The following is a 22,580-nucleotide window of genomic DNA, read 5'->3' as shown; positions in this document are numbered from 1 at the left end:
CTCAGCTGTCCTCGAGTCCCAGCGCGCGTGCGGCGCTGACGGCGTCGACGGAGACCCGCTGGGTCTCGATATCGGATCCGTCTGCGGTGTGCAGGGCCCAGCTGGGGTCCTTGAGACCGTGACCGGTCACGGTCACCGCGATCGTCGCATCAGCAGGGACACGACCGGCGTCGGCCATCTTCAGCAGACCCGCCACCGAGGCGGCCGAACCGGGTTCGACGAAGATGCCCTCTTCGCTGGACAGGATCTTGTGGGCGGCGAGGATCTCGTCGTCGGTGACCGAATCGATGAGACCGCCCGAGTCGTCACGCGCCGTTTCGGCCTGCGTCCAGCTGGCGGGATTGCCGATGCGGATGGCGGTTGCCACCGTGTCCGGTTCGTCGACCGGATGCCCGAGGACCAGCGGTGCGGCACCGGCGGCCTGGAAGCCCCACATCTGCGGAAGCTGCGTGGAGACCCCATGTTCGCGGTATTCGTTGTAGCCCTTCCAGTACGCCGTGATGTTGCCGGCGTTGCCGACGGGCAGAACATGGATGTCGGGGGCGTCGCCGAGGACATCGACGACTTCGAAGGCCGCGGTCTTCTGACCCTCGATGCGATCGGGGTTGACCGAGTTGACGAGGTGGACCGGGTAGGATTCGGACAGCTTGCGGCACAGCGTCAGACAGTCGTCGAAGTTTCCGTCGACTTCGAGCAGAGTCGCTCCATGCGCGATGGCCTGGCTCATCTTCCCAGGCGCGATCTTGCCGGTGGGCACGAGCACAGCACAGGTGAGTCCGGCCTTCGTGGCATAGGCAGCTGCCGAGGCCGAGGTGTTGCCCGTCGACGCGCAGATGACGGCCTTGGCGCCATGGGCGACGGCCTTCGTGATCGCCATCGTCATGCCCCGGTCCTTGAAGGACGCGGTCGGGTTGAGACCTTCGTACTTCACCCATACCTGGGCACCGGTGCGCGCGCTGAGCTTCTCCGCCCGGATCAGCGGGGTCCCGCCTTCGCCGAGGGTGACTGCAGGCGTGTCGGCGGAGATGTCGAGGAGGCTGCGGTATTCCTCGACGACGCCCTGCCACTGGTGTCTGGGGTAGTTCATTGTCACTGTCCTTCTACGCGGATCACGGATTTGACGGTGTGGACGACTGGCAGATCGATGAGGCGATCGACCGTCTTCTGCAGAGTCGAGTCGGTGTTCGAGTGGGTGGCGAGCACGAGCTTCGCGTGCTGGACGCCGTCGTCGTCGATGTCTCCGATCGTCTGTCGCATGAGTTCGATGGATGCCCCTTCGTCGGCGAAGACCTCGGAGACCGCGGCGAGCACACCGGGACGATCGACCACGTCGAGGGTGATGTGGTACCTGGTCGTGATCGCCGAGATCGGCAGGATCGGGTAGTCGTCGTGGAAGGGACGTTCGTACTGTCCGCGTCCGCCGAGCACCTTGCGCCTGGCCACGGACACGAGGTCTCCGAGCACTGCCGACGCCGTCGGCGCTCCGCCGGCTCCCTGCCCGTAGAACATCAGCTCGCCGGCGGCTTCGGCTTCGATGAACACGGCATTGAAAGCACCCCGCACTGATGCCAGGGCGTGGCCCCGGTCGAGCAGTGCCGGGTACACACGTGCAGAGAGACCGGCTCCGGCCGGTGAGGAGGCGACGCGTTCGCACACGGCCAGGAGTTTGATCACGAAGCCCTGGTCCCGGGCTGTCTCGACCATCTCGGCCGTGATGCCTTCAATGCCTTCGACATGGACATCATCGATCGACACCGGGGCGTGGAAGGCCAGGGAGGACAGGATCGCAGCCTTCGCAGCCGCATCGTGTCCGCCGATGTCGGCGGTCGGATCGGCCTCGGCGTATCCGAGCTCCTGTGCGGTGGCCAGCGCGTGGCCGAAGTCCCAGCCTTCGGAGTCCATCTGGTCGAGGATGAAGTTCGTCGTGCCGTTGACGATGCCGATGATGCGTTCGATCCGGTCACCGGCCAGCGAATCGCCGACGGGGCGGATGATCGGAATCGCGCCGGCCACAGCCGCTTCGTGTTCGAGCCGGACGCCGGCGGCATCGGCTGCGGACATGAGTTCGCCGTAGCTGGCGGCCAGCAGCGCCTTGTTCGCGGTCACGACCGACGATCCCTGTCTCAGAGCCGCGGTGATGAGCGAGCGGGCGGGTTCGATCCCGCCCATCAGCTCGACGACGATATCGGCTCCGGCGATGGCCGCCTCGGCGTCGGTCGTCAGCAGCTTCTCATCGATTCCCGGGCGGGACTTCGAGGCATCGCGGACGACGATCGCGCTCAGCTCCAGCGGAGCGCCGATGCGTTCGGCCAGGCCCTCTGCGCGGTTCTGAATCCTCGCGGCGACCTCCGTGCCGACGACTCCGCATCCGAGCATGGCTACCTTCAGTGCCTGCATTTCCTCACCTTTCCGCTCTTGTCTCTCACGCTCATCAGTGTGGCGTTCCTCCCCCGACCATCCCCGGGTCGGTGGCGAACATCTGCGTGTGGTCCTCGGGTGTCACGATCCACTCAACTCTATCGGCCTCGACGCCGAGGACTCCCGGCCGGGGCAGGTGATTGTAGTTGTTGGCCAGCGACCGGCAGTACGCTCCGGTGGTCGGTACTGCGACGAGGTCGCCCGCGGTCACATCGGCGCCCATGTATTCGTCGCGGACGATGATGTCGCCGGATTCGCAGTGCTTGCCGACGACCCGCACGATCGCCGGCTCCGCGGAAGAATTCCGGTTGGCCAGAGTGCATGAGTAATCCGCGTCGTAGAGTGCGGTGCGGATGTTGTCGCTCATGCCCCCGTCGACGGCGACATAGGTGCGGGTGCCGCTGTCGGTGCTCACCTGCTTGACGGTGCCGACCTCGTAGAGCGTGAATACCGCTGGCGAGACGATGGCACGTCCGGGCTCGATGGAGATCCGCGGGACGCTCGTGCCCAGCCCCCGGCATTCCTTGGCCACGACGGAGGCGAGTTCCTCGGCCATCTCCGTGACCGGGATCGGGGTGTCCTGGGAGGTGTAGCGGATGCCGAAGCCGCCGCCGAGGTCGACATCGGGCAGGTCGATGCCGTGTTCGCCCATGATCTCGGCACGGAAGGCGAGCACGCGGGCGGCGGCGACCTGGAATCCGGAGATGTCGAAGATCTGCGAGCCGATATGCGAATGGAGGCCGTCGAGACGCAGGTGGTCGGATTCCGCGACCAGACGCGCGGCCCGGGCAGCGGTGCCGTCAGCGAGAGAGAGCCCGAACTTCTGGTCCTCGTGGGCCGTGGCGATGAAGTCATGGGTGTGCGCTTCGACGCCGACCGTGACCCGCAGCATGACCGGTGCGACGGTTCGTCTGGCCGCAGCGATGGATTCGAGGCGAGCAACCTCATCGAGGCTGTCGACGAAGATCCTGGACACGCCGTAGTCGAGGGCGTATTCGAGTTCGGCCGCGGATTTGTTGTTCCCGTGCAGGCCGACGCGGTCGCCGGGGACACCTGCGGCGCGGGCGATCATCATCTCCCCCAGCGAGCAGGTGTCGAGGCCGAGACCGGCCTCATGCACCCACCGGGCCACGGCCGTGCACAGGAAGGCCTTCCCGGCGTAGAAGACGTCGGCTCCGGCCAGTCCCTTCCCGACGGAGAACGCGTTGGAGAACGTGCTCAGGTAGGCCTCGGCGCGACTGCGGAAGTCAGCGACGTCCATGACGAGGGTGGGGGTGCCGTACTTCTCGGCCAGGTCCGTCACGGTGTGACCGGCGATGGTGAGCACGCCCTCGGCGGTCTTCGTGACATTGTCCGACCACAGACTCGGCAGCAGCGCATTGACGTCGTCGGGATAGGGCAGCCACACCGGGGCCGGGGTCGCGTGCAGTGTCCCTGCGATATGTGCGGGCATCAGATCCTCTCCGGGGCCGAAGCACCCAATTGTCGTAGTCCTGCGGCGAGAACGATGATGACGGCTCTCAGAGCGAGGAGCCTCGAGGTATGGGTGACGGTGATGTCCTCATCGACCGTCGGAGTGGCCGGGCAGCGACGAAGCCACTCCTCGACGGCTGCGCCGAGCTCGAGCAGCGCCGTGAGCAGCGGTTCGGCCTCGCCGAGGCGGCGCGAACGTTCCAGCGCGGACGGCAGCCCCGCCATGATGGTGAGCATCCGGGTCTCGCTCGGCTGCGCAAGCGTCGCCAGGTCGATGTCCGCGGTCGGGATTCCCGCTCTGTGTGCCCGCCGCAGTTCACGGCAGGCCGCGGCATGGCCGCGCTGGAGATCATGCACTGCGACCGGATCGACATCGGTGCCGCGGCCGCCGGCGCGGAGACCCGGTGCGGGCTGCCGGTCGGACGCGGAGACCAGCGTTCGGAACGGCGTCCGGTCCTGTCCCGCTCCGCTGCGGGCGTCGGCTCCCCTGTCTGCGCTGACGATGTCGCAGATCACCCGCGCACGGGCGGCCGCGGTGAGGGTCACGTTGACGAATCCGGGTCCGGCGAAGACGGCGTCAGCCACCTCGGGGTGGGTGCGCAGCTCGGTGCACAGATGTGCCGCGAGTGCGATTCGCTGCTCGGGTTCGGCGGAGGCGCGCAGCGCCACCGGGGTCGTCCAGTCGCCGAGGTCGGGACGGGTCGGGGGCCGAACGTCGATGGCTGCGGCGGATCCCGGTGCCACGAGATCTGCCGGCGCTGTCATCAAGGCGCGCGCGAGTGCAGTCTGCAGGTCTTCCGGGGTCACTCGAACAGAGTACTCGGGGCCGGACGGCGGGGACGAATCCAACGTCATCTTCGCTCTCATGACGAGACGGCTGCCCAGACGGCCTCAGATGGCGCCGGGTCGGCAGGCGGCGTGGCTGACGAAGAATTTGACCACCACTGAGGCCAGCACCACGGCGAATGCCGGCCACATGCTGTCGAAGCTCTGGATGAGAAACGCGAAGATCAGGGGTCCCGTGGCCGCCAGGAGGTAACCGCCGCCCTGGACGAAGCCGGACAGGGAGGCCGCCGCTTCGGCGTCACGGGCGCGCAGAGTGATCAGTGTCAGCGCGAGCGGGAACGTGGAGATGCCGATCCCCAGCAGCACGGTCCACAGGACGGGGGCCGCCGTCGGCAGCAGCCACAGCCCCAGGTAGCCCACGGCCAGGCTGAGGCAGAAGCCGACGACGATGAGATACGCCGATCTCATCCTCTGCGCGAGGGTCGGCAGGACGAAGCCGAGGACGAGCGGGATGGCAGTGACCAGCGCCAGCATCGCTCCGCCGAAGGCAGCATCGAATCCGGAGCGGGTGAGCAGGCTCGGCAGCCAGGTGAAGAGGATGAAGTTGTTGAACGACGTCAGTCCCGTCATCGTCATCAGTGCCCATGCCCGCGGGCTGCGCAGAAGGCGGGAGAGCTCGCTGCCTCCGACGACGGCGGCGGCCACCTCGTCGGCGGGTGCGGGCCTGACGATGGCGATGACGATCCAGGCGATCGCGCCCAGAGCCGCGAATGCGGCCCAGACGAGCAGGGATCCCCTCCATCCGGCACCGGTGGCGAGGGGTACCGCGACCAGCGGCGGGATGAACGTGCCGAATTGGAGCAGCCCGACGTGGACGGTCGACATCAGCGCCACCTTGTCGGGGAAGTACGACTTCACCAGGGGTGGGAGGACGACGTTGCCGATGCCCATCCCCAGCAGGGCGAGCACGCTCAGCGCCAGGAACAGGCCCGGCGATTCGACGAGTGCGCAGATTCCCAGTCCGATCATGACCATGACCATTGCAGCCAGGGTCAGACCGAGCCCGGAGAAGCGGGCGTAGAGCCGCGGTGTGAGGAAACCGCTGAGGCCGTAGAGCAGCGGAGGCAGCATGCCGATGACCGCCAGAAATATCGCGCTCAGTTCGATCTCTTCGCCCATGGCATCGAGCAGCGGTGAGAGCCCGGTGACTCCGGGCCGCAGATTGAAGGCGGCGAAGACGATTCCGAGGACGATCAGAATACGGATGCGCGCGGGGTTCATGAGGTCTTTCCTATCAGACGCCGACATCACAACCGATGGCCGGCCCGCTTCAGAAGTCGAGTTTGAGCCCTTCGACAGGTGAGAGCCGTGACGCCCGCCTGGCCGGTGCCAGAGCGGAGAGGATCCCGGCGATGACCGCCACCCCGAGGATGCCGAGGAAGGACATGACGGAGACGTCGACGATGAGGTCGGTGGAGTAGTCATGAGTGACCAAGCGGGTGCCGACGATGCCCAGGGCGCTGCCGAGGACGAGCCCGAGCAGCGCAGCCACCGATGAGATGAGCACCGCTTCGAGCGCCAGGAGGGTCCGCAGCTGCGAGATGCTCAGGCCCAGCGCGCGCATGAGCGCGTTCTCCCTCTGGCGTTCGATGACGGAGAGACTGACCGTGTTCGAGACGCCGATGAGCGCGATGACCACGGAGACGAAGAGGAGGGCCACGGCACCGGCGAGCATGACGTCGATGAGTTCGGAATAGGTGCCCCGAGCGACGGCGGAGCCGCCGACCTCCTCGCTGGAGACGTCGAGTGCCTCGGCCACGGACTGGCGGATGCGTGCGATCTCGTCGACGTCGACGTCCTCGTCGAGGCGGACGAGCACAGCCGTCGTCGTCGCCGAGATCCCGAGGTCGTTGCCGACCTCGGGAGTGGTGAAGAACGCAAGGCTGGAGAGACCCTCCCTGTGCACGGGCACGCTCATCTCGGTGAGCCCTTTCACCCGCACGGTGGCAGAGCTGTAGTCCTCGGGAACGGTGACCCGTCCGGACACGATGTCGGCCGCCGCGTCGCCGAGCACGGTGTCGGCGCTGTCCGGGTCGAGGACGAAGATCTCCGGACGGGAGCCCTTGAAATCCTCGACCGCCTCGGCGCGGTGGGCGATGACCGCTGTGGACACGCCCGGGATCTCGCGCACCTCGTCGAGCTCATCATCGTCGACGAGGCCGGACAGCGGCACGGAGATGTCGACGGGATAGCGCTGGTCGAGTCCGTGGCTGAGCGTCGCCTTCGTCGACATGCCGCCGACGAGGATCGTCGCCACCAGGGTCACACCGATGATCAGCGCCGTGGCCGTGGCCGCGGTGCGGCGCGGATTGCGCAGCGTGTTCAAGGTCGCCAGCTGCCCGGGCACGCCCCAGGGGCTGAACAGCACCTCCCCCGCCCACGCGACGACCGGCGGGATGATCTTCGCGGAGCTGATGACCAGTCCGGTGACCACGAGGCCCCCGCCCAGCGCACCTCCGAGGATCCAGAACTCGGTGGTCGACACGGCGTAGAGGGAGACGATGGCGAGAAGTGCGCCCAGGCCGATGAGGCCGAAGCCGACGAGGTGGCGGGGTCGGGCGCGAGTTCTCGGCGAGATGGAGACATCGAAGGGCTGGAGTGCTTCGAGCGGTGTCACTGCGATGGCGCTGCGAGCCGGGCGGATGGTGGCCACGATCGTCAGCACGGCACCCACGACGATGCCGCTGATCAGAGCGGAGACGGGGATCGTGAGCGTGTCGTAGGGGAATTCCGCCGGCCAGTACCGCACCGCGGCGGCCATGAGTCCGCGACTGACGAGGATCCCCGCGAGGACACCGAAGATCGATCCGAGCAATCCGACGAAGAGCCCTTCGGCCACGACGGAGGCGTACATCTGCACGCGGGTGGCGCCGAGGCAGCGCAGCAGTGCGAATTCGCGACGACGCCCGGCGACGATGACCGAGAAGGTGTTGGAGACGACGAGGATGGCGACGATGACGGAGATTCCGGCGAATACGAGCAGGAAACCGGTCACGACGACATTGCCGCCGGAGAGCCGATCCGTCTTCGCGCTCACGGCGTCGTCCACGGTGAGCGCCTCGAGACTGCCGTCCAGCTCCGATTCGTCGATGGCCCTCTGCAGCTGTGATCGCACCGTCTCCGGGTCCGCACCGTCTTCAAGGGCGATCTGAATGGCGATGACATCACCCTGCTGGGCGAAGTACTCCTGGTAGCCCGCGGCGGTCGTCAGTGCCCGAGTGGCTCCGGGCAGCGCCGGATCCTGCCTCAGCTCGGCGATGCCGACGACGGAGAAGGTGACGCTGCTCTGGCTCGGCCCCCGATAGACGGGCATGTCATCGTCTCCGCTGTCCACCGGGACGGCGTCGACGGTGAACCGGATCTCATCACCGATGCCGACGTCGAGGTCGCGTGCCGTGCGGGTGTCGAGCACGAGGTCCGTTCTGGCGTCCGGTCGCTGGCCCGAGACCATGTCGAAGGTGTCCAGACGTTCATCGGCAGGCACCGGGGACAGCGCAAAGGAGCTTTCGGAGAATGCAGCGCCTCTGCCGGTCGTCACTGTGCGGGCCGACAGAGACGCAGTGCTCACCCCGTCGACTTCCGACAGGGGTCCCAACAGCGGGGATGCCTCGTCTCCCCCGACGAAGACGTCTCTGTCCGGGATGACGGCGAGGTCGGCGTTCTCGAACGAACGACCGACGGCATGTTCGAGGCTGTCCTGCAGCGAGGAGTTGATGATCAGGGTCGTCGCCACGAATCCTGCGGCCAGGGCGATGCCGAGACCGATTGCGAGGAACCGGGCCCAGTGGATCCGGATCTGCGCGAGAGCGACTGCGATCACAGAGAGCTCAGTTCGCTCAGCGCCGTGACCACGCTCTCCCGCGTCGGCTGTCGGACTTCACCCGTGGCCCGGCCGTCCTTGAGGAGGACGACCCGACCGGCATGGGATGCCGCCACGGGATCGTGGGTGACCATGATGATCGTCTGCCCGTACAGGGTAGTGGCCCGGCCGAGCAGGGACAGGACCTCCGCTCCGGCGTGGGAGTCGAGGTTTCCCGTGGGCTCATCGGCGAAGATGACGTCCGGCCGGGTCAGCAGGGCGCGGGCCACGGCGACTCGCTGCTGCTGACCGCCGGAGAGCTCGTGCGGACGATGCTGGAGGCGATCGCCGAGTTCGAGTCGTTCGACGACTTCGGCTTTCCACTCGCGATCGATCTTCTTCCTGGCCAGTGACACCGGCAGTTCGATGTTCTGTTCTGCGCTCAGCGTCGGGACGAGGTTGAAGGCTTGGAAGATGAAGCCGACGCGGTCGCGACGCAGCTGGGTCAGCTGCCGGTCGTTGAGACGAGTGATGTCTTGGCCGCGCATGATGATCGAGCCCGAATCGACGCGATCGAGACCGGCGAGGACATGCATGAATGTCGACTTTCCCGATCCGGACGGTCCCATGATGGCGGTGAAGCGACCGGATTCGAAGTCGACGCTGATGTCGTCGAGCGCCTCGACCGCCGTATCGCCGCGGCCGAAGCTCTTGCGCAGACTCTGCGCACGGAGGACGATGTCGTCCTCCCCCGTGCTGGTCTCGACGGGCTCATCAGCAGGTTCCGACATCGCATGCCTCACATCACGGTCCGGGTCTCGTCTCCGACTACCTTAGATCCTGTCTGCACCACCGACCGTTCGGACCGCGTATGCAGAACCGCCCACCTCAGCAGTTGAGATGGGCGGTGTTGTGGTGCCCGCGACAGGATTCGAACCTACGACCTTCTGCTCCGGAGGCAGACGCTCTATCCACTGAGCTACGCGGGCAACGGATGCCACTCTATCACCGTTGGGCACCACCTCCCAAAACGACACCGCGTGCAGTCCTACGAGGACTGCACGCGGTGTCGTGGGGCTGTGATCAGCGATATCAGTGCAGATCAGGCGCCCTTCATGGCCTTGCGGCCGGGAACGTATTCCCAGTGCCAGAGTTCATAGGAATTGCGCTTGGCCCAGTCAGGGTTCTCCCACCCGAACTTCTCGGCGTTCGCGACGAGCCATTCGTACTGCTCACCGGTGCCGTTCTGCGTTCCCGCACCGAGGTCGAGGGCCAGGCCCCAACCGTGGTTGGAGGTTCCGGGGCGGGCCGCGAACCCGGGCTTGCGTGCGGCCACGGAGACCTGGGACTCCAGCGACCGGTAGGAATCGGTGACCGCGAGGTCCTTGCCGGTGTCCTTCTTGAAGGCTGCGTTCATCTTCGCAAACGATACGGCGGCATCGGAGCGCAGCTTGTGGTTGCCCACACCGATCTCGCACAGCCACTCGTCGGGCAGTTCGCCGTTGCTCGCGTCGCCCTTCGGCGCGGCTTCGTCGCAGCCGGGCAGAACGGTCTTCGTGATCGCCCTGGACGCGGCGTCGACCTTCGTCTGCTTGGCGCTGGGGGCGCCGATGGTCATCGAAGTCTTGTCGTCCCGGTCGACCTTGATGTCGGCGGAGACCGATTCGGCGTTGATCGCACGCGGCTGGGACTGCGCGGCGGAGTCATCGACCTTGACCTCCTGGCTGCCGCTCATGTTGCCGGCCACCATCACAGCGGCGATGGCGGTGCCGGTCACCGAGACCGTGGCCAGAGCAGAGAAGGTCGTGACCTGGCGACGGCGGACCGAGCGCAGCAGCGAACCGTCGGAACCGCGCCTGCTCAGCTGAGTCGCAGCCAGCGTCGAGGTATGGCCCGCGGGGGTCAGCGGCTGCGCAGCCTCCTTGGCCATCGCAGCACGTCGGGGTGAGCCCGCTGCGGCGCGGGCCTCGGCGGCCATGGCCGCACGACGGGGAGAGAGGGCTGCGGATGCGCTGCTCCGCGACTGCGATGTCACGGAAGGCGAAGAGTTGATCGTCGAAACCTGCGTGGAGGCGTTCTGCTTGCGCAGATCACGTCGGCGGACCGACGGCGCCTCGACGGTCGAGAGCTCACTCGACATAGTGCTCCATACTGTTGGTGAAGATTGTGCGGTGGAGGCCCTCTGCCGGGCACCCGAAAGCTTATGTCACAACACTATAACGACATCGTTACAGAATGTCACCTTCAGTTCATACACAGCGTGTGACCAGGTCATTCGCTGACGATAAGTCATCGCGAACCACTACAGGCGCTCTACTCCAGGTGTCCTGAATCACTGTTTCGTTACGAACCGTTATACAGTCGGTCACGAATGGGACTCCGCGCCGAACGCCTTCTCCGGGACCGTCCGCACCACACGTCGACGGCGGCCTCCGTACTGCCGGAGACCGCCGTCGAGGCGAGTGGTGAAGCGAACCGCTCCGTCGCTGCGGAATGCTCAGCTGCGGAAGTCGGATCGTCCCCGCTGCATCGCGTCCTGGACCTCGCCGACGAGCTCTTCGAGCACGTCCTCGAGGAACAGCAGGCCGAGCACCTGCGCCTGCGCGTCGATGACGCGGGCGACGTGGATTCCCGCCTTCTGCATCTGCGCCAGAGCCTCCTCGACCTCGTCATCGGCCGTGACCGTGAACAGAGGACGGAAGCGCTTGCTCTGCACAGGAGAGTCGAAGGCCTCTTCTGTGTCCGCGTAGAGGACGTCCTTGATGTGGAGGTAGTCCTGCGGATAACCGTCGTCACCGACGACGAAGTACCGAGAGAAGCCGGTCTTTCCGACCAGGGTCACAAGCTCGTTCGGGGTCACCTTGTCCGAGATCGTGATGAGCTCGGACATCGGGACCATGATGTCGGACGCAGTCTTGTCGCTGAACTCGATGGCGCCCTTGAGCAGCCCGGTGTCATCACTGAGCAGTCCCTCGCGCTTCGACTCGGCCACGATCGATTCGACCTGCTCGATCGTGTAGGCCTCATTGACCTCGTCGCGGGCCTCGATCTTGAACAGGTGCAGGACCCCGTTGGCCAGGCCGTTGAGGGGCCGGATGACGAACCCGAAGACTCGGGCCAGGAACACCAGCGGAGTCGCCAGCAGCATCACAGCCTGGCCGGATGCCGCCAGAGCCAAGTTCTTCGGCACCATCTCGCCGATGACCACGTGCAGGTAGGTCACGACTCCGAGTGCCAGAACGAACGAGATCGTCGACGACAGCCCTGCAGGAATGCCCAAGCCTTCGAGCGGACCGGCGAGCAGATGGTGGATGGCCGGTTCGGCCACGTTGCCCAGAAGCAGAGAGCAGACGGTGATCCCGAGCTGGCAGATCGCCAGCATCAATGACACATGCTCCATCGCATAGAGAGCTGTCTTCGCCGCTGCAGAGCCTTCGTCCGCTCGCGGTTCGATCTGTGAGCGTTTGGCCGCGACCACAGCGAATTCCGCGGCGACGAAGAAGGAGTTGCCCAGCAGCAGAAGAACCAGCCAGACCAGTCCGAACCAATCGGCGCTCATCGGGCCTCACCTCCGGTTTCGAATGCTCCTGCGTCGGCGGCGCGCAGCACCACCCGGAGGCGTTCGATGCGTCGACCGTGCATCCTTTCGACAACGATTCGCGCGTCCTCGGTGCGGACCTCGTCACCCGGTTCGGGGATCCGTCCGAGCTCCTTGAGGACGAATCCGGCCAGAGTCTCGTAGTCCGAGTCCTCAGGAATGGTCACACCGATCGTCGACGAGATCTCATCGGGGCGCAGCTGACCGGGCACGATCCAGGAGCCGTCGCGAGCCGGTCGTGCCGCGACGCGCATCCGATCATGCTCATCGGCGACCTCGCCCACGAGTTCTTCGACGACGTCTTCGAGGGTGACGACTCCGGCAGTGCCGCCGAACTCATCGACGACCACGGCCATCTGCAGGCCCGTCGCCCGCAGCTCCAAGAGCAGCGGATCGAGACGCTGAGTCTCCGGAATCTCCCGGACCTCGGTCATCAGCCCTCCTGCATAGGCGTCGTCGCGGTTGCCCGGAGGCACCGCGAAGGCCTGTTTGACATGGACGACGCCGACGATGTGGTCTTTGTCCTCGTCTGCCACGGGGAAGCGGGAGAATCCGGTGTCCCGAGCCTGCTCGATGATCTGTCGGGCCGTGGTGTCCTTGTCCACCGTGGACATGCGTGTGCGCGGGGTCATCACGTCTTCAGCGGTCCGCTCGGAGAAGCTCAGCGTCCTCTCCAGCAGGCCCGCCGTCTGCTCGTCGAGGACGCCCTCTTCGGCGGAGTGACGCACGAGGGAGGTCAGCTCCTCCGGAGAACGACCCACCGACCCCTCTTCCTGCGGCTCGATGCCCATCGACATGAGGATCTTGTTCGCCGTGCCGTTGAGGACCGCGATGACCGGTTTGAAGACGATCGAGAAGACGTACTGCATCGGTGCGGCGATGCGGCCGGTCGCCAGCGGGACGGCGATGGCGAGGTTCTTCGGCACGAGCTCTCCGAAGATCATCGATCCCACGGTGGAGACGATGAGCGCGATGGTCAGCGCCAGCGGTGCCGCGAGTCCGGGACCGACGCCCCAGGCCTCGAACAGCGGCGCCAGCAGCCTGCCCAAGGACGGTTCCATGAGGTAACCGGTGAGCAGGGTGGTGATCGTGATGCCCACCTGCGCCGCCGAGAGCTGGGTGGACAGGTGGGTCATCGAGCGCCGCAGCGTCTTCGCGCCGACGACGCCGTTCTCGACCGCCTGATCGGCCGTATGGCGGTCGAGGGTCAGCAGAGAGAACTCGGCTGCGACGAAGACGCCGGTGCCGAGGATGAGCAGCAGCGCGAGGGCGAGGAGTATCCATTCCATCAGTGACTGTCCCCGCCGTTGACGATCTGCTGAGCAGACCGGAAGAAGTGTGGGACCCTCGCGGGGTGAGGATCGTCATCTGGGGCGCCGGCTTCCCGCCGGCCGGGACTGTCACTGTGCATGAGGAGATCTTACCAACTTCCGGACACAGGTCGGCCCTCTTCGTAACCGGCGGCGCTCTGGACTCCGACCGCGGCCAGACGCGCGAATTCCCGGAGGTCACCGGCCCCGGCGTAGGTGCAGGAGCTGCGCACGCCCGACGTGATTGAGTCGAGCAGGTCCTCGACTCCCGGAGATGCGGGGTCGATGTACATCGTCGACGACGAGATGCCCTCTTCGAACAGCCCCTTCCGCGCCCGAGCGAAGGCCGACTCCGTGCGGGTGCGGTTGGCCACGGCGCGCGCCGAAGCCATTCCGAAGCTCTCCTTGTACTTCCGGCCCTCGCCGTCGACGAGCAGGTCGCCAGGGGATTCGTGGGTGCCGGCGAACCAGGACCCGACCATCACCTGCGAGGCTCCGGCCGCCAGTGCCAGGGCGACGTCGCGGGGGTAGCGGACTCCGCCGTCTGCCCACACATGCGCACCCAACTCGCGAGCCGCCTCGGCGCATTCGAGCACTGCACTGAACTGCGGACGACCGACGGCGGTCATCATCCGGGTTGTGCACATGGCTCCCGGGCCGACCCCGACCTTGATGATGTCGGCACCGGCGGCGACGAGGTCACGGACCCCCTCGGCGGTGACGACGTTGCCGGCCACGATCGGCACCCCGAGCTCGGCATCGGCGATCGCCGACAGCGTGTCGAGCATCTTCACCTGATGGCCGTGTGCGGTGTCGACGACGAGGACATCGGCGCCGGCTTCGACCAGGGCCGCGGCACGTTCGACCGCGGCGCCGTTGACTCCGATGGCCACGGCGATCTTCAGCCGCCCCTGGTCATCGACGTTGGGGGTGTAGATCGAGGAGCGCAGCAGCGACTTCGGAGTGAGGCTGCCGAGCACGGTGTTCTCGTCGTCGACGACAGCGGCGAACTCCGCCCGGGACTCCGTCATCGATTCGAAGAGGGACTCCAGCTGTGCGGAGTCCTCCCAGTCGACTTCGGAGGCGCGGATGACATGGGGTGAGGAGTCCAACAGATCCGACACCGAGGTGAAGCGGTCGACGCCGCGCAGATCCGCGGCATTGATGATGCCTTCGAGCCTGCCCGCGGAGTCGACGACGACGCCGAAGCCGTGCGGACGCTTGGCCAGCACGTGCAGGGCATTGAGGACAGTGTCCTCCGGGGCGAAGCGCAGAGCGGATTCGAAGATCCGGTCACGGCTCTTCACCCAGGCGATGGTCTCCTGCGCAGCGGTCAGCGGAATGTCCTGCGGCAGCACCGCCAGTCCCCCGCGCCGGGCCATCGTCTCCGCCATCCGCCGACCGGACACAGCAGTCATATTCGCTGCGACGAGCGGCGTCGTCGACCCGGTCGGATCGGCTGTCGTGAGGTCGACGTCGAAGCGCGAAGTCAGGGCTGAGGAGTTCGGGACGAGGAACACATCGGAGTAGGTGAGATCGGTGTTCGGGTCATTTGAGATGAAACGCATAACACTATTGTCCCTTAACTGCACATTCGATGGCACATCACGTTAGGCTTGGAGATGTCGTTAAGCAGCAAGTCTTGAATCAGGAAGTAGGCGATCAACGCCGTGTCCGTCAATACTCCGAACCGCACCGTTGAAGACTTCGGGTCGAATGAGTGGCTGGTCGAGGAATTGTATGAGCAGTACAAGTCAGATAAGAATTCGGTCGACCAGTCCTGGTGGCCCTTCTTCGACAAGTACGAGAAGAACGGCGGAGGCGCTCAGTCCGCTGCCGAGCCCGCCGCCAAGCAGGAGGCGAAGCCGGCCGCGAAGAAGTCGGATGCCAAGTCCCCTGCTCCTGCCGCAGCGCCGGCGACATCCCGCGGAGTCACCCCGTCCTCGGCCGAGTCCGAGACGCTGAAGGCCGAGACCAAGTCCGTGCCGCAGGTCACCCCGAAGGAGACTGCACCGAAGCCCGCCCCTGAAGAGACGATCACTCCCCTGCGCGGCCCAGCGAAGCTCATCGCGAAGAACATGGATGAGTCGCTCGAAGTCCCGACCGCCACGTCGGTCAGGGCACTGCCTGCCAAGGCGCTCATCGACAACCGGATCGTCATCAATTCGCACCTCAAGCGGACCCGCGGCGGAAAGGTCTCGTTCACCCACCTCATCGGCTTCGCCGTGATCCGGGCGCTGCAGAACTTCCCCTCGCAGAACGTCTCCTACGATGTCCGCGACGGCAAGCCCGTGATGATCTCCCCCGCTCACATCAACTTCGGCCTCGCCATCGACGTGCCGAAGAAGGACGGGTCTCGCACCCTGCTGGTGCCCAACGTCAAAAAGGCCGAGACGCTGACCTTCCGCCAGTTCGTCGACGCCTACGACGGCCTCGTCGACAAGGCACGCCAGGGCAAGCTCACCGCCGACGACTTCGCCGGCACCACGGTCTCGCTGACCAACCCCGGCGGAATCGGCACCGTCCACTCCGTGCCGCGCCTGACGAAGGGCCAGGGCTGCATCATCGGCGTCGGAGCGCTCGACTACCCCGCCGAATTCCAGGGTGCCAGCCAGCAGACCATCAACTCCCTGGCCGTGTCCAAGGTGCTGACCATGACCTCGACCTACGATCACCGTGTGGTCCAGGGCGCCGGTTCGGGCGAGTTCCTCAAGCTCGTCCACAGCTACCTGCTGGGTGAAGACGGCTTCTACGACGATGTCTTCGAATCCCTGCGCCTGCCCTATGAGCCGGTCCGCTGGGTTCCCGACGTCTCGGCCGAGGACCAGGACGATGTCAACAAGACCGCCCGCGTCATCGAGCTCATCGATGCCTACCGCACGCGCGGACACCTCATGGCCAACATCGATCCCCTGGTCTACCGTCAGCGCTCCCACCCCGACCTCGACATCAATCAGCACGGGCTGACACTGTGGGATCTCGAACGCGAATTCCCCACCGGCGGCTTCGGTGCGAAGCCGATGATGCCCTTCCGCAACATCCTCGGTCTGCTGCGCGAGAGCTACTGCCGGACCACGGGCTTCGAGTACATGCACATCGCCGACCCGGTCCAGCGCCGCTGGTTCCAGTCGAAGATCGAAGTCCCGCATCAGGAGCTCACCCGCTCGGAGCAGGGCCACATCCTCGGTCGCCTCAACGCTGCTGAGGCCTTCGAGACCTTCCTGCAGACGAAGTACATCGGACAGAAGCGCTTCAGCCTCGAAGGCGGAGAGTCCGCGATCGTCCTGCTCGACGAGATCCTCAATCAGTCCGCCGACACCGGCCTCGACGAGGTCGCCATCGGCATGGCTCACCGCGGCCGTCTCAATGTGCTCACGAACATCGCCGGCAAGTCCTATGCGCAGATCTTCCGCGAGTTCGACGGAACCATGTCCCCGGACAGCGTCCAGGGCTCGGGCGATGTGAAGTACCACCTGGGCACCCAGGGTTCGTTCACCTCGCCGGCGGGCAACACCACCGGAGTCTACGTCGCGGCCAACCCCAGCCACCTCGAGACCGTCGATCCGGTCCTCGAAGGAATCGTCCGCGCCAAGCAGGACCTCGTCGACCAGGGTGAGGCGGGCTTCACCGTCCTGCCGGTCCTCGTCCACGGAGATGCCGCATTCGCCGGCCAGGGTGTGGTCACCGAAACGCTCAACCTCTCGGAGCTGCGCGGCTACCGCACCGGCGGAACGGTCCACGTCATCATCAACAACCAGGTCGGGTTCACCACTCCCCCCGCCTCGGCGCGTTCCTCGTTCTACTGCACCGACGTGGCCAAGTCGATCAACGCCCCGATCTTCCACGTCAACGGCGATGACCCCGAGGCCGTCGTCCGGGCCGCACGCCTGGCCTTCGAATACCGCCAGGAATTCAACCGCGACGTCGTCATCGACCTCGTGTGCTACCGCCGTCGCGGCCACAACGAGGGCGACGATCCGTCGATGACCCAGCCGACGATGTACTCGCTCATCGAGAAGAAGGGTTCGGTGCGCAAGCTCTACACCGAATCGCTCGTGGGCAGGAAGTGCATCACCGACGAAGAGGCCGCCGAGGCGCTCAAGGACTACCAGTCGAAGCTGGAATCGGCCTTCGCCGAGACCAAGGAGGCCGAGACCGGGCCTTACGACGGAGAGGCGTTCAACGCTCCCTACGAGCCCAGCGATATCGAGACCTTCAACGATGCCGAGACGGCCATCAGCCCCGAGACGCTCCAGCGCATCGGCGAGGCCTTCACGGAGATCCCCGAGGGCTTCACTGTTCACAAGAAGCTGCGCGCTCTGCTCGAGAAGCGCAAGGAGATGTCGGTCTCGGGCGGAATCGACTGGGGCTTCGCCGAACTGTTGGCCTTCGGCTCACTGCTCATGGACGGTGTGCCGGTGCGCCTGGCCGGCCAGGACTCCCGTCGCGGCACGTTCGTCCAGCGCCACTCCGTGCTCATCGATTCGGTGAACGGCAACGAGTGGACGCCGCTGCAGAACCTCACCGAGGATCAGGCCCGCTTCTGGGTCTACGACTCCCTGCTGAGCGAATATGCGGCCGTCGGCTTCGAATACGGCTACTCCGTCGAACGCAAGGATGCTCTCGTGGCGTGGGAGGCTCAGTTCGGTGACTTCGCACAGGGTGCGCAGACCGTCATCGACGAGTTCATCTCCTCCTCCGAACAGAAGTGGCAGCAGAACTCCGGTGTCGTCATGCTCCTGCCCCACGGCTATGAGGGACAGGGACCTGACCACTCCTCGGGTCGCATCGAGCGTTACCTCCAGCTGTGCGCTGAGAACAATATGACGGTGGCTTACCCGTCTTCGGGCGCCTCGTACTTCCACCTGCTGCGTCGCCACGCCTCGACGACGAACAAGCGTCCGCTCATCGTCTTCACCCCGAAGTCGATGCTGCGCCTCAAGGCTGCGGCGAACTCGCCGGAGGAATTCACCTCGGGCAGGTTCGAGGCCGTCATCGACGATACGGACGTCGATGCCTCGCAGGTCGAGCGCGTCGTCCTCGTCTCCGGCAAGCTCTACTGGGAGCTCAAGGCCAAGCGCGAAAAGGACAACGACCAGAAGATGGCACTCGTCCGCCTCGAGCAGCTCTACCCGCTCGACGAGGCTGCCATCACCGCCGTGCTCGATCGGTTCCCGGCCGGCGCGGAGATCGTCTGGGCTCAGGAAGAACCGGAGAACCAGGGCGCCTGGCCGTTCATGGCACTGCACCTGCCCGAGCTTCTCGGCGGCCGTGAGGTCAAGGTCATCTCCCGTGCGGCCTCGGCGGCCACCTCGACCGGGCTCAAGCACTTCCACGAGGCTCAGCAGAAGGAACTCGTCGACCGGATCTTCAGCCGGTGAGCAGCGACATCACCACAACCATCGCCGTGGTCGGCGGCCCTTTGGTCGCCGGCCACGGCGATGGTCGTGGCCTCGGGTGGGTGGGTCGAGTCACGGCGAGGACTCTGCCGAGCGTGCCGGAGCTCAAGGTGTATCCGCTGGCGGTGCCCACCGAGGATTCGGCCGGTCTCCATGCGCGCACGATCGCCGAGGCGTCTCTGCGTTTCACGCCCGACGGTGACAACCGTCTGGTGCTGGCGCTGGGCTCCGGTGACCTCGACTCGGGTCGTTCGGTGGCCAGGGCTCGCCTCGACGTCGCGAATATCCTCGACGAGGCTCTGGCCCGGAAGGTCTCGACCTTCGTGCTCGGTCCGCCGCCGGAACACGATGGGGATCGCAATCGTCGCATCGCCGAGCTCAACACCAGCTTCTCGGACGTGGCCAAGAGGCGCGGCATCACCTACGTCGACACCTTCACTCCCCTCCTCGGCCATCCTGTATGGCAGCGCGAGGTCGCTTCGTCACGGGACCATCTGCCGGCGCAGGAAGGCTATGGCCTGCTGGCCTGGCTGGTTCTGCATCGCGGCTGGTTCAACTGGCTGGGGGTCCAGGACGTCCTCGGCGACAGCTGAGCCGGCGGACTGTGTGACCTGGCCCGACTTTGCTCTGCTCGGACGATCATGAGACAATTAACCGTCTATCAAAGGAGGGCACAATGAGCAAGCGTGGCCGCAAGCGTCGCGATCGCCGCCGTAAGAAAGCCAACCACGGCAAGCGTCCAAACGCATGATTCGCTGATTCGTTCGGCGAAAGACGAAGGCGGGGAGAGATTCGATTCTCTTCCCGCCTTCGTTGTTCCCGGAGCGCTCAGGCTCTGGTCGAGACTTGAGTCAGGAGTTCTGCTCCAATGCGATCCGCTGGCGGATCTTCTCACGCAGTCCCATCGGGGCTCGGTCGTGGCTGCATGAACGACGCACAAGCTCTTTCAGCAGCGCTTCGATCTCGTACTCGTCGTGACACGACGGGCACTGTTCGAGGTGGATCGAGATCTCACGGATCTCCGTCGTCGTCAGCTCTCCGTCGAGATAATGGTAGATGCGCATCAGAGACTCGGCCCTGACGCTTTCGCAGCATCCCTCGTTGCTCAATTCGCACCTCCCTCATGACTCACGAAACCGCGTTCGGCGGCATAGTCGGCCAGCATCTCCCGCAGCTGTCGGCGCCCGCGGTGGAGCCGCGACATCACTGTGCCGATCGGCGTCTCCATGATCTCGGCGATCTCCTTGTACGGCAGGCCTTCGACATCGGCGTAGTAGACAACCATGCGGAAGTCTTCGGGCAGAGCCGACAGCGCTTCCTTGACGTCTGAGTCGGGAAGGTGGTCGAGGGCTTCGAGTTCGGCCGACCGCCCTCCGGAGGACGAATGGCTGTTCGCCTGCGCGATCTGCCAGTCCTCGATGTCCTCGCTGCCGTGCTCCTGGGGCTGCCGCTGCTTCTTGCGGTAGTTGTTGATGAAGGTGTTCGTCAGGATCCGGTACAGCCAGGCCTTGAGATTGGTGCCCGGTTTGTATTGGTGGAAGGCCGCGTAAGCCTTCGCATAGGCTTCCTGGACGAGATCCTCGGCGTCTGCCGGGTTGCGCGTCATACGCAGGGCGGCAGCGTAGAGCTGGTTGACATATTCCAGAGCATCCCGCTCGAAACGCTCCGACCTCTCGGCGGCGGTTTCGGGGGCATCTTTGACTGATTCGGTCATCGCAGTCAATGGTACGCCCGTTCTCTCCAGGACGGCAGTGGCGCTCATAGACTTCTCCTTCTGCCTGTCGACTTCGCGACGGTCCACCCGTCGAATGGCTTCGCCCTGTACAACATCGGGTCGGCGTCCCACTATTCCCACCTCAGCAGTTATGCTTGCCAGTGAGATGACCGCCACGTAGGAAGGACCACTGTGTCTCCCATTCGCCTGATCGCACGGCCCATGCTGGCCGCCGGCTACATCCTCAACGGCGTCGAGCGACTGCGCAAGCCGGAAGCGGCTGCCGCATCGGTCGGCCCGCTCCTCAACCAGGCCCGCAAGCAGGCCGACGTCCCCGTCGATGCAGTGACTCTCGCACGCGCCACCGGTGTTGCGCAGGTCGCAGCAGGTTCGCTGCTGGCCATCGGGCGATTCCCCCGCCTCAGCGCTTCGATCCTCGTCGGCACCTATCTGCTCGACACCGTCGGTGAACGTCTGTCTGCCGACAAGACGACGTCGAAAGAGGAGAAGAAGGTGCGCAACGAACGCACTCTGCTGCGCACCTCGATGCTCGGCGGCGCTCTGCTCGCCGCAGTCGACACCGCCGGACGACCCGGCCTGTGGTGGCGCACCCAGCACGCGGCCGAAGACCTGTGGTCGAGCGTCGAAGACACCTCGAAGCAGGCCCTGAACGCACTCGGAGTTGACTGACATCTCCACGCACACTCCCCCGGTGACCGGCGACTGGCAGCCGCCGGTCGCCGGTTCCGCCGTCTCTGCCGCTGTCTCCGTTCCCGGTTCCAAGTCTCTGACGAACCGCTATCTCATCCTCGCGGCCCTGGCCCGTTCCGGCTCCGACCTGACAGGATGGCTGCGCAGCCGGGATACGCTGCTGATGGTCGAAGCCCTGCGCCGCCTCGGTGCCGTGATCGACGAAGACGGCGATGAGCTCCACGTCGAGCCGATTCCCTTCGCCGGTTCGGATGCGCACGCGCGCGATGGTGGGCCGGATTCTCCGATCACCATCGACTGCGGTCTCGCCGGAACCGTCATGCGTTTCATCCCTCCGCTCGCGGCGCTGACGGGACGTGACATCGTCCTCGACGGTGACGAGCAGGCCCGGGTGCGGCCGATGTCCGTGACGATCGACTCGCTGCGGGAGCTCGGTGCTTCGATCACCTCCGCCGCCGGCACCCTGCCGATGACGATCCATGCCGACTCGCAGCTGCGCGGCGGCCACCTCGGCATCGATGCCAGCGCTTCGAGCCAGTTCGTCTCCGGTCTGCTGCTCACCGCGCCTGTCATGCCCCTCGGCCTGGAACTGACCAACACTGCTGACACAGTGCCCAGTCGGACGCATGTGGACATGACGATCGAGGTCCTCCGCGATGCCGGCGTCGACATCAGCGAACCCGAACCCGAACGCTGGATCGTCGAACCCGGACTGCCGCGCGGCCTCGACGTCCAGGTCGAACCCGACCTCTCCAATGCCGCCGCCTTCGCCGCTGCAGCCGTCGCCACCGGCGGTTCAGTGACCATCGCCGCATGGCCCGCGCACACGACGCAGGCCGGAGACGGCTTCCGCGAGATCGCCGAAGCCTTCGGTGCGACGGTGCGCCTCGACCGAGACGGACTGCATGTGCAGGGCCCGGAGACTCTCACCGCCGTCGACCTCGACCTGTCGGCGGTCGGCGAGCTCACCCCGGTGGTCTCGGCCCTCGCGGCACTGGCCGAAGGCACGTCGCAGCTGCGCGGGATCGGACATCTGCGCGGACACGAGACCGATCGCCTGGCCGCCCTGACTCGGGAGTACTGTGCCATCGGCGTCGACGTCGTCGAGCACGCCGATTCGCTGACGATCACCGGCACCACGCAGCTGCGCCCAGCACTGTGGCACACCTACCACGACCACCGCATGGTCATGGCCGGCGCCGTCCTCGCCCTGCGCAACGACGGAATGGTCATCGAGAACGCGGGCACTGTGGCAAAGACCCTCCCGGCCTTCACCCAGCTGTGGGAAGCCATGCTCACCGCCGGAGCCTGA

Annotated in this window: 18 protein-coding genes and 1 tRNA gene; 5 read left to right on the top strand and 14 right to left on the bottom strand. The window is 65.8% G+C overall.

Going from position 1 to position 22,580, the window contains the following annotated elements:
• Window position 1: 1 nt before the first annotated feature.
• The 12 genes from thrC to QYM46_RS08230 form a co-directional block, all read right to left on the bottom strand.
• The gene (gene thrC, locus QYM46_RS08285; RefSeq protein ID WP_169252104.1) at window positions 2–1,087 is read right to left on the bottom strand and encodes a threonine synthase; all 1,086 of its coding nucleotides are present in this window, start codon (window positions 1,085–1,087) and stop codon (window positions 2–4) included.
• Between the two features lie 2 nt (window positions 1,088–1,089).
• Window positions 1,090–2,397, bottom strand: a complete 1,308-nt coding sequence (locus QYM46_RS08280) for a homoserine dehydrogenase (RefSeq protein WP_432791541.1) — start codon at window positions 2,395–2,397, stop codon at window positions 1,090–1,092.
• A 34-nt stretch (window positions 2,398–2,431) separates the two neighbouring features.
• Window positions 2,432–3,871, bottom strand: a complete 1,440-nt coding sequence (gene lysA, locus QYM46_RS08275; protein WP_432791540.1) for a diaminopimelate decarboxylase — start codon at window positions 3,869–3,871, stop codon at window positions 2,432–2,434.
• A complete protein-coding gene (locus QYM46_RS08270) occupies window positions 3,871–4,698 on the bottom strand; it encodes a DALR anticodon-binding domain-containing protein (RefSeq protein WP_432791539.1) in 828 nt (275 codons plus the stop codon). The genes lysA and QYM46_RS08270 overlap by 1 nt, the downstream gene beginning before the upstream one ends.
• Before the next feature lie 84 nt (window positions 4,699–4,782).
• The gene (locus QYM46_RS08265) at window positions 4,783–5,958 is read right to left on the bottom strand and encodes an MFS transporter (protein WP_432791538.1); all 1,176 of its coding nucleotides are present in this window, start codon (window positions 5,956–5,958) and stop codon (window positions 4,783–4,785) included.
• A gap of 49 nt (window positions 5,959–6,007) precedes the next feature.
• Window positions 6,008–8,557, bottom strand: coding sequence for an ABC transporter permease (locus QYM46_RS08260; protein WP_432791537.1), 2,550 nt, complete (start codon window positions 8,555–8,557; stop codon window positions 6,008–6,010).
• Entirely contained in the window at window positions 8,554–9,327 is a 774-nt protein-coding gene (locus QYM46_RS08255) for an ABC transporter ATP-binding protein (RefSeq protein ID WP_169252098.1), read from the bottom strand. The genes QYM46_RS08260 and QYM46_RS08255 overlap by 4 nt, the downstream gene beginning before the upstream one ends.
• Before the next feature lie 122 nt (window positions 9,328–9,449).
• Window positions 9,450–9,525, bottom strand: a tRNA-Arg gene (locus tag QYM46_RS08250).
• Window positions 9,526–9,638: 113 nt separating this feature from the next.
• Window positions 9,639–10,676: a M15 family metallopeptidase gene (locus QYM46_RS08245; protein ID WP_432791536.1), complete on the bottom strand. Its 1,038-nt coding sequence runs from the start codon at window positions 10,674–10,676 to the stop codon at window positions 9,639–9,641.
• A 357-nt stretch (window positions 10,677–11,033) separates the two neighbouring features.
• Window positions 11,034–12,095, bottom strand: a complete 1,062-nt coding sequence (locus tag QYM46_RS08240) for a hemolysin family protein (protein WP_432791535.1) — start codon at window positions 12,093–12,095, stop codon at window positions 11,034–11,036.
• Complete coding sequence (locus QYM46_RS08235) at window positions 12,092–13,423, bottom strand: hemolysin family protein (protein WP_169252095.1); 1,332 nt, start codon at window positions 13,421–13,423, stop codon at window positions 12,092–12,094. The genes QYM46_RS08240 and QYM46_RS08235 overlap by 4 nt, the downstream gene beginning before the upstream one ends.
• Window positions 13,424–13,554: 131 nt before the next feature.
• On the bottom strand, window positions 13,555–15,012 hold the full coding sequence (locus QYM46_RS08230) for a GuaB1 family IMP dehydrogenase-related protein (protein WP_169252094.1): 1,458 nt from the start codon (window positions 15,010–15,012) through the stop codon (window positions 13,555–13,557).
• 102 nt (window positions 15,013–15,114) lie between these two features.
• Between QYM46_RS08230 and QYM46_RS08225 the strand changes: the two genes are divergently transcribed.
• From QYM46_RS08225 to QYM46_RS08215, 3 genes are all read left to right on the top strand, one after another.
• Window positions 15,115–18,825, top strand: coding sequence for a multifunctional oxoglutarate decarboxylase/oxoglutarate dehydrogenase thiamine pyrophosphate-binding subunit/dihydrolipoyllysine-residue succinyltransferase subunit (locus QYM46_RS08225; protein WP_432791534.1), 3,711 nt, complete (start codon window positions 15,115–15,117; stop codon window positions 18,823–18,825).
• Window positions 18,822–19,436 carry a GDSL-type esterase/lipase family protein gene (locus tag QYM46_RS08220; protein ID WP_169252092.1) on the top strand — a complete coding sequence of 205 codons (615 nt, stop codon included), beginning with the start codon at window positions 18,822–18,824 and terminating at the stop codon, window positions 19,434–19,436. Before QYM46_RS08225 ends, QYM46_RS08220 begins: the two co-directional genes overlap by 4 nt.
• An 83-nt stretch (window positions 19,437–19,519) precedes the next feature.
• Window positions 19,520–19,594 carry a 50S ribosomal protein bL37 gene (locus tag QYM46_RS08215; protein WP_098731028.1) on the top strand — a complete coding sequence of 25 codons (75 nt, stop codon included), beginning with the start codon at window positions 19,520–19,522 and terminating at the stop codon, window positions 19,592–19,594.
• 100 nt (window positions 19,595–19,694) lie between these two features.
• Here QYM46_RS08215 and rsrA read toward each other — a convergent pair whose 3' ends face one another.
• Together rsrA and QYM46_RS08205 are read right to left on the bottom strand one after the other, a co-directional pair.
• Window positions 19,695–19,952 (bottom strand): mycothiol system anti-sigma-R factor, encoded by a 258-nt coding sequence (gene rsrA, locus QYM46_RS08210; protein ID WP_025776939.1) that lies wholly within the window; start codon window positions 19,950–19,952, stop codon window positions 19,695–19,697.
• Window positions 19,949–20,605 (bottom strand): sigma-70 family RNA polymerase sigma factor, encoded by a 657-nt coding sequence (locus QYM46_RS08205; protein ID WP_348981444.1) that lies wholly within the window; start codon window positions 20,603–20,605, stop codon window positions 19,949–19,951. The genes rsrA and QYM46_RS08205 overlap by 4 nt, the downstream gene beginning before the upstream one ends.
• Window positions 20,606–20,749: 144 nt before the next feature.
• Here QYM46_RS08205 and QYM46_RS08200 point away from each other — a divergent pair, with 144 nt between their 5' ends.
• Window positions 20,750–21,247: a DoxX family protein gene (locus QYM46_RS08200; RefSeq protein WP_169252090.1), complete on the top strand. Its 498-nt coding sequence runs from the start codon at window positions 20,750–20,752 to the stop codon at window positions 21,245–21,247.
• The gene (gene aroA / locus QYM46_RS08195) at window positions 21,240–22,580 is read left to right on the top strand and encodes a 3-phosphoshikimate 1-carboxyvinyltransferase (protein ID WP_432791533.1); all 1,341 of its coding nucleotides are present in this window, start codon (window positions 21,240–21,242) and stop codon (window positions 22,578–22,580) included. Before QYM46_RS08200 ends, aroA begins: the two co-directional genes overlap by 8 nt.

The organism is Brevibacterium sp. K11IcPPYGO002, assembly GCF_050920635.1.
GTDB lineage: Bacteria > Actinomycetota > Actinomycetes > Actinomycetales > Brevibacteriaceae > Brevibacterium.
Note: the sequence above shows the minus strand (reverse complement) of the source record. Positions and strands in the feature narration are given on the sequence as shown.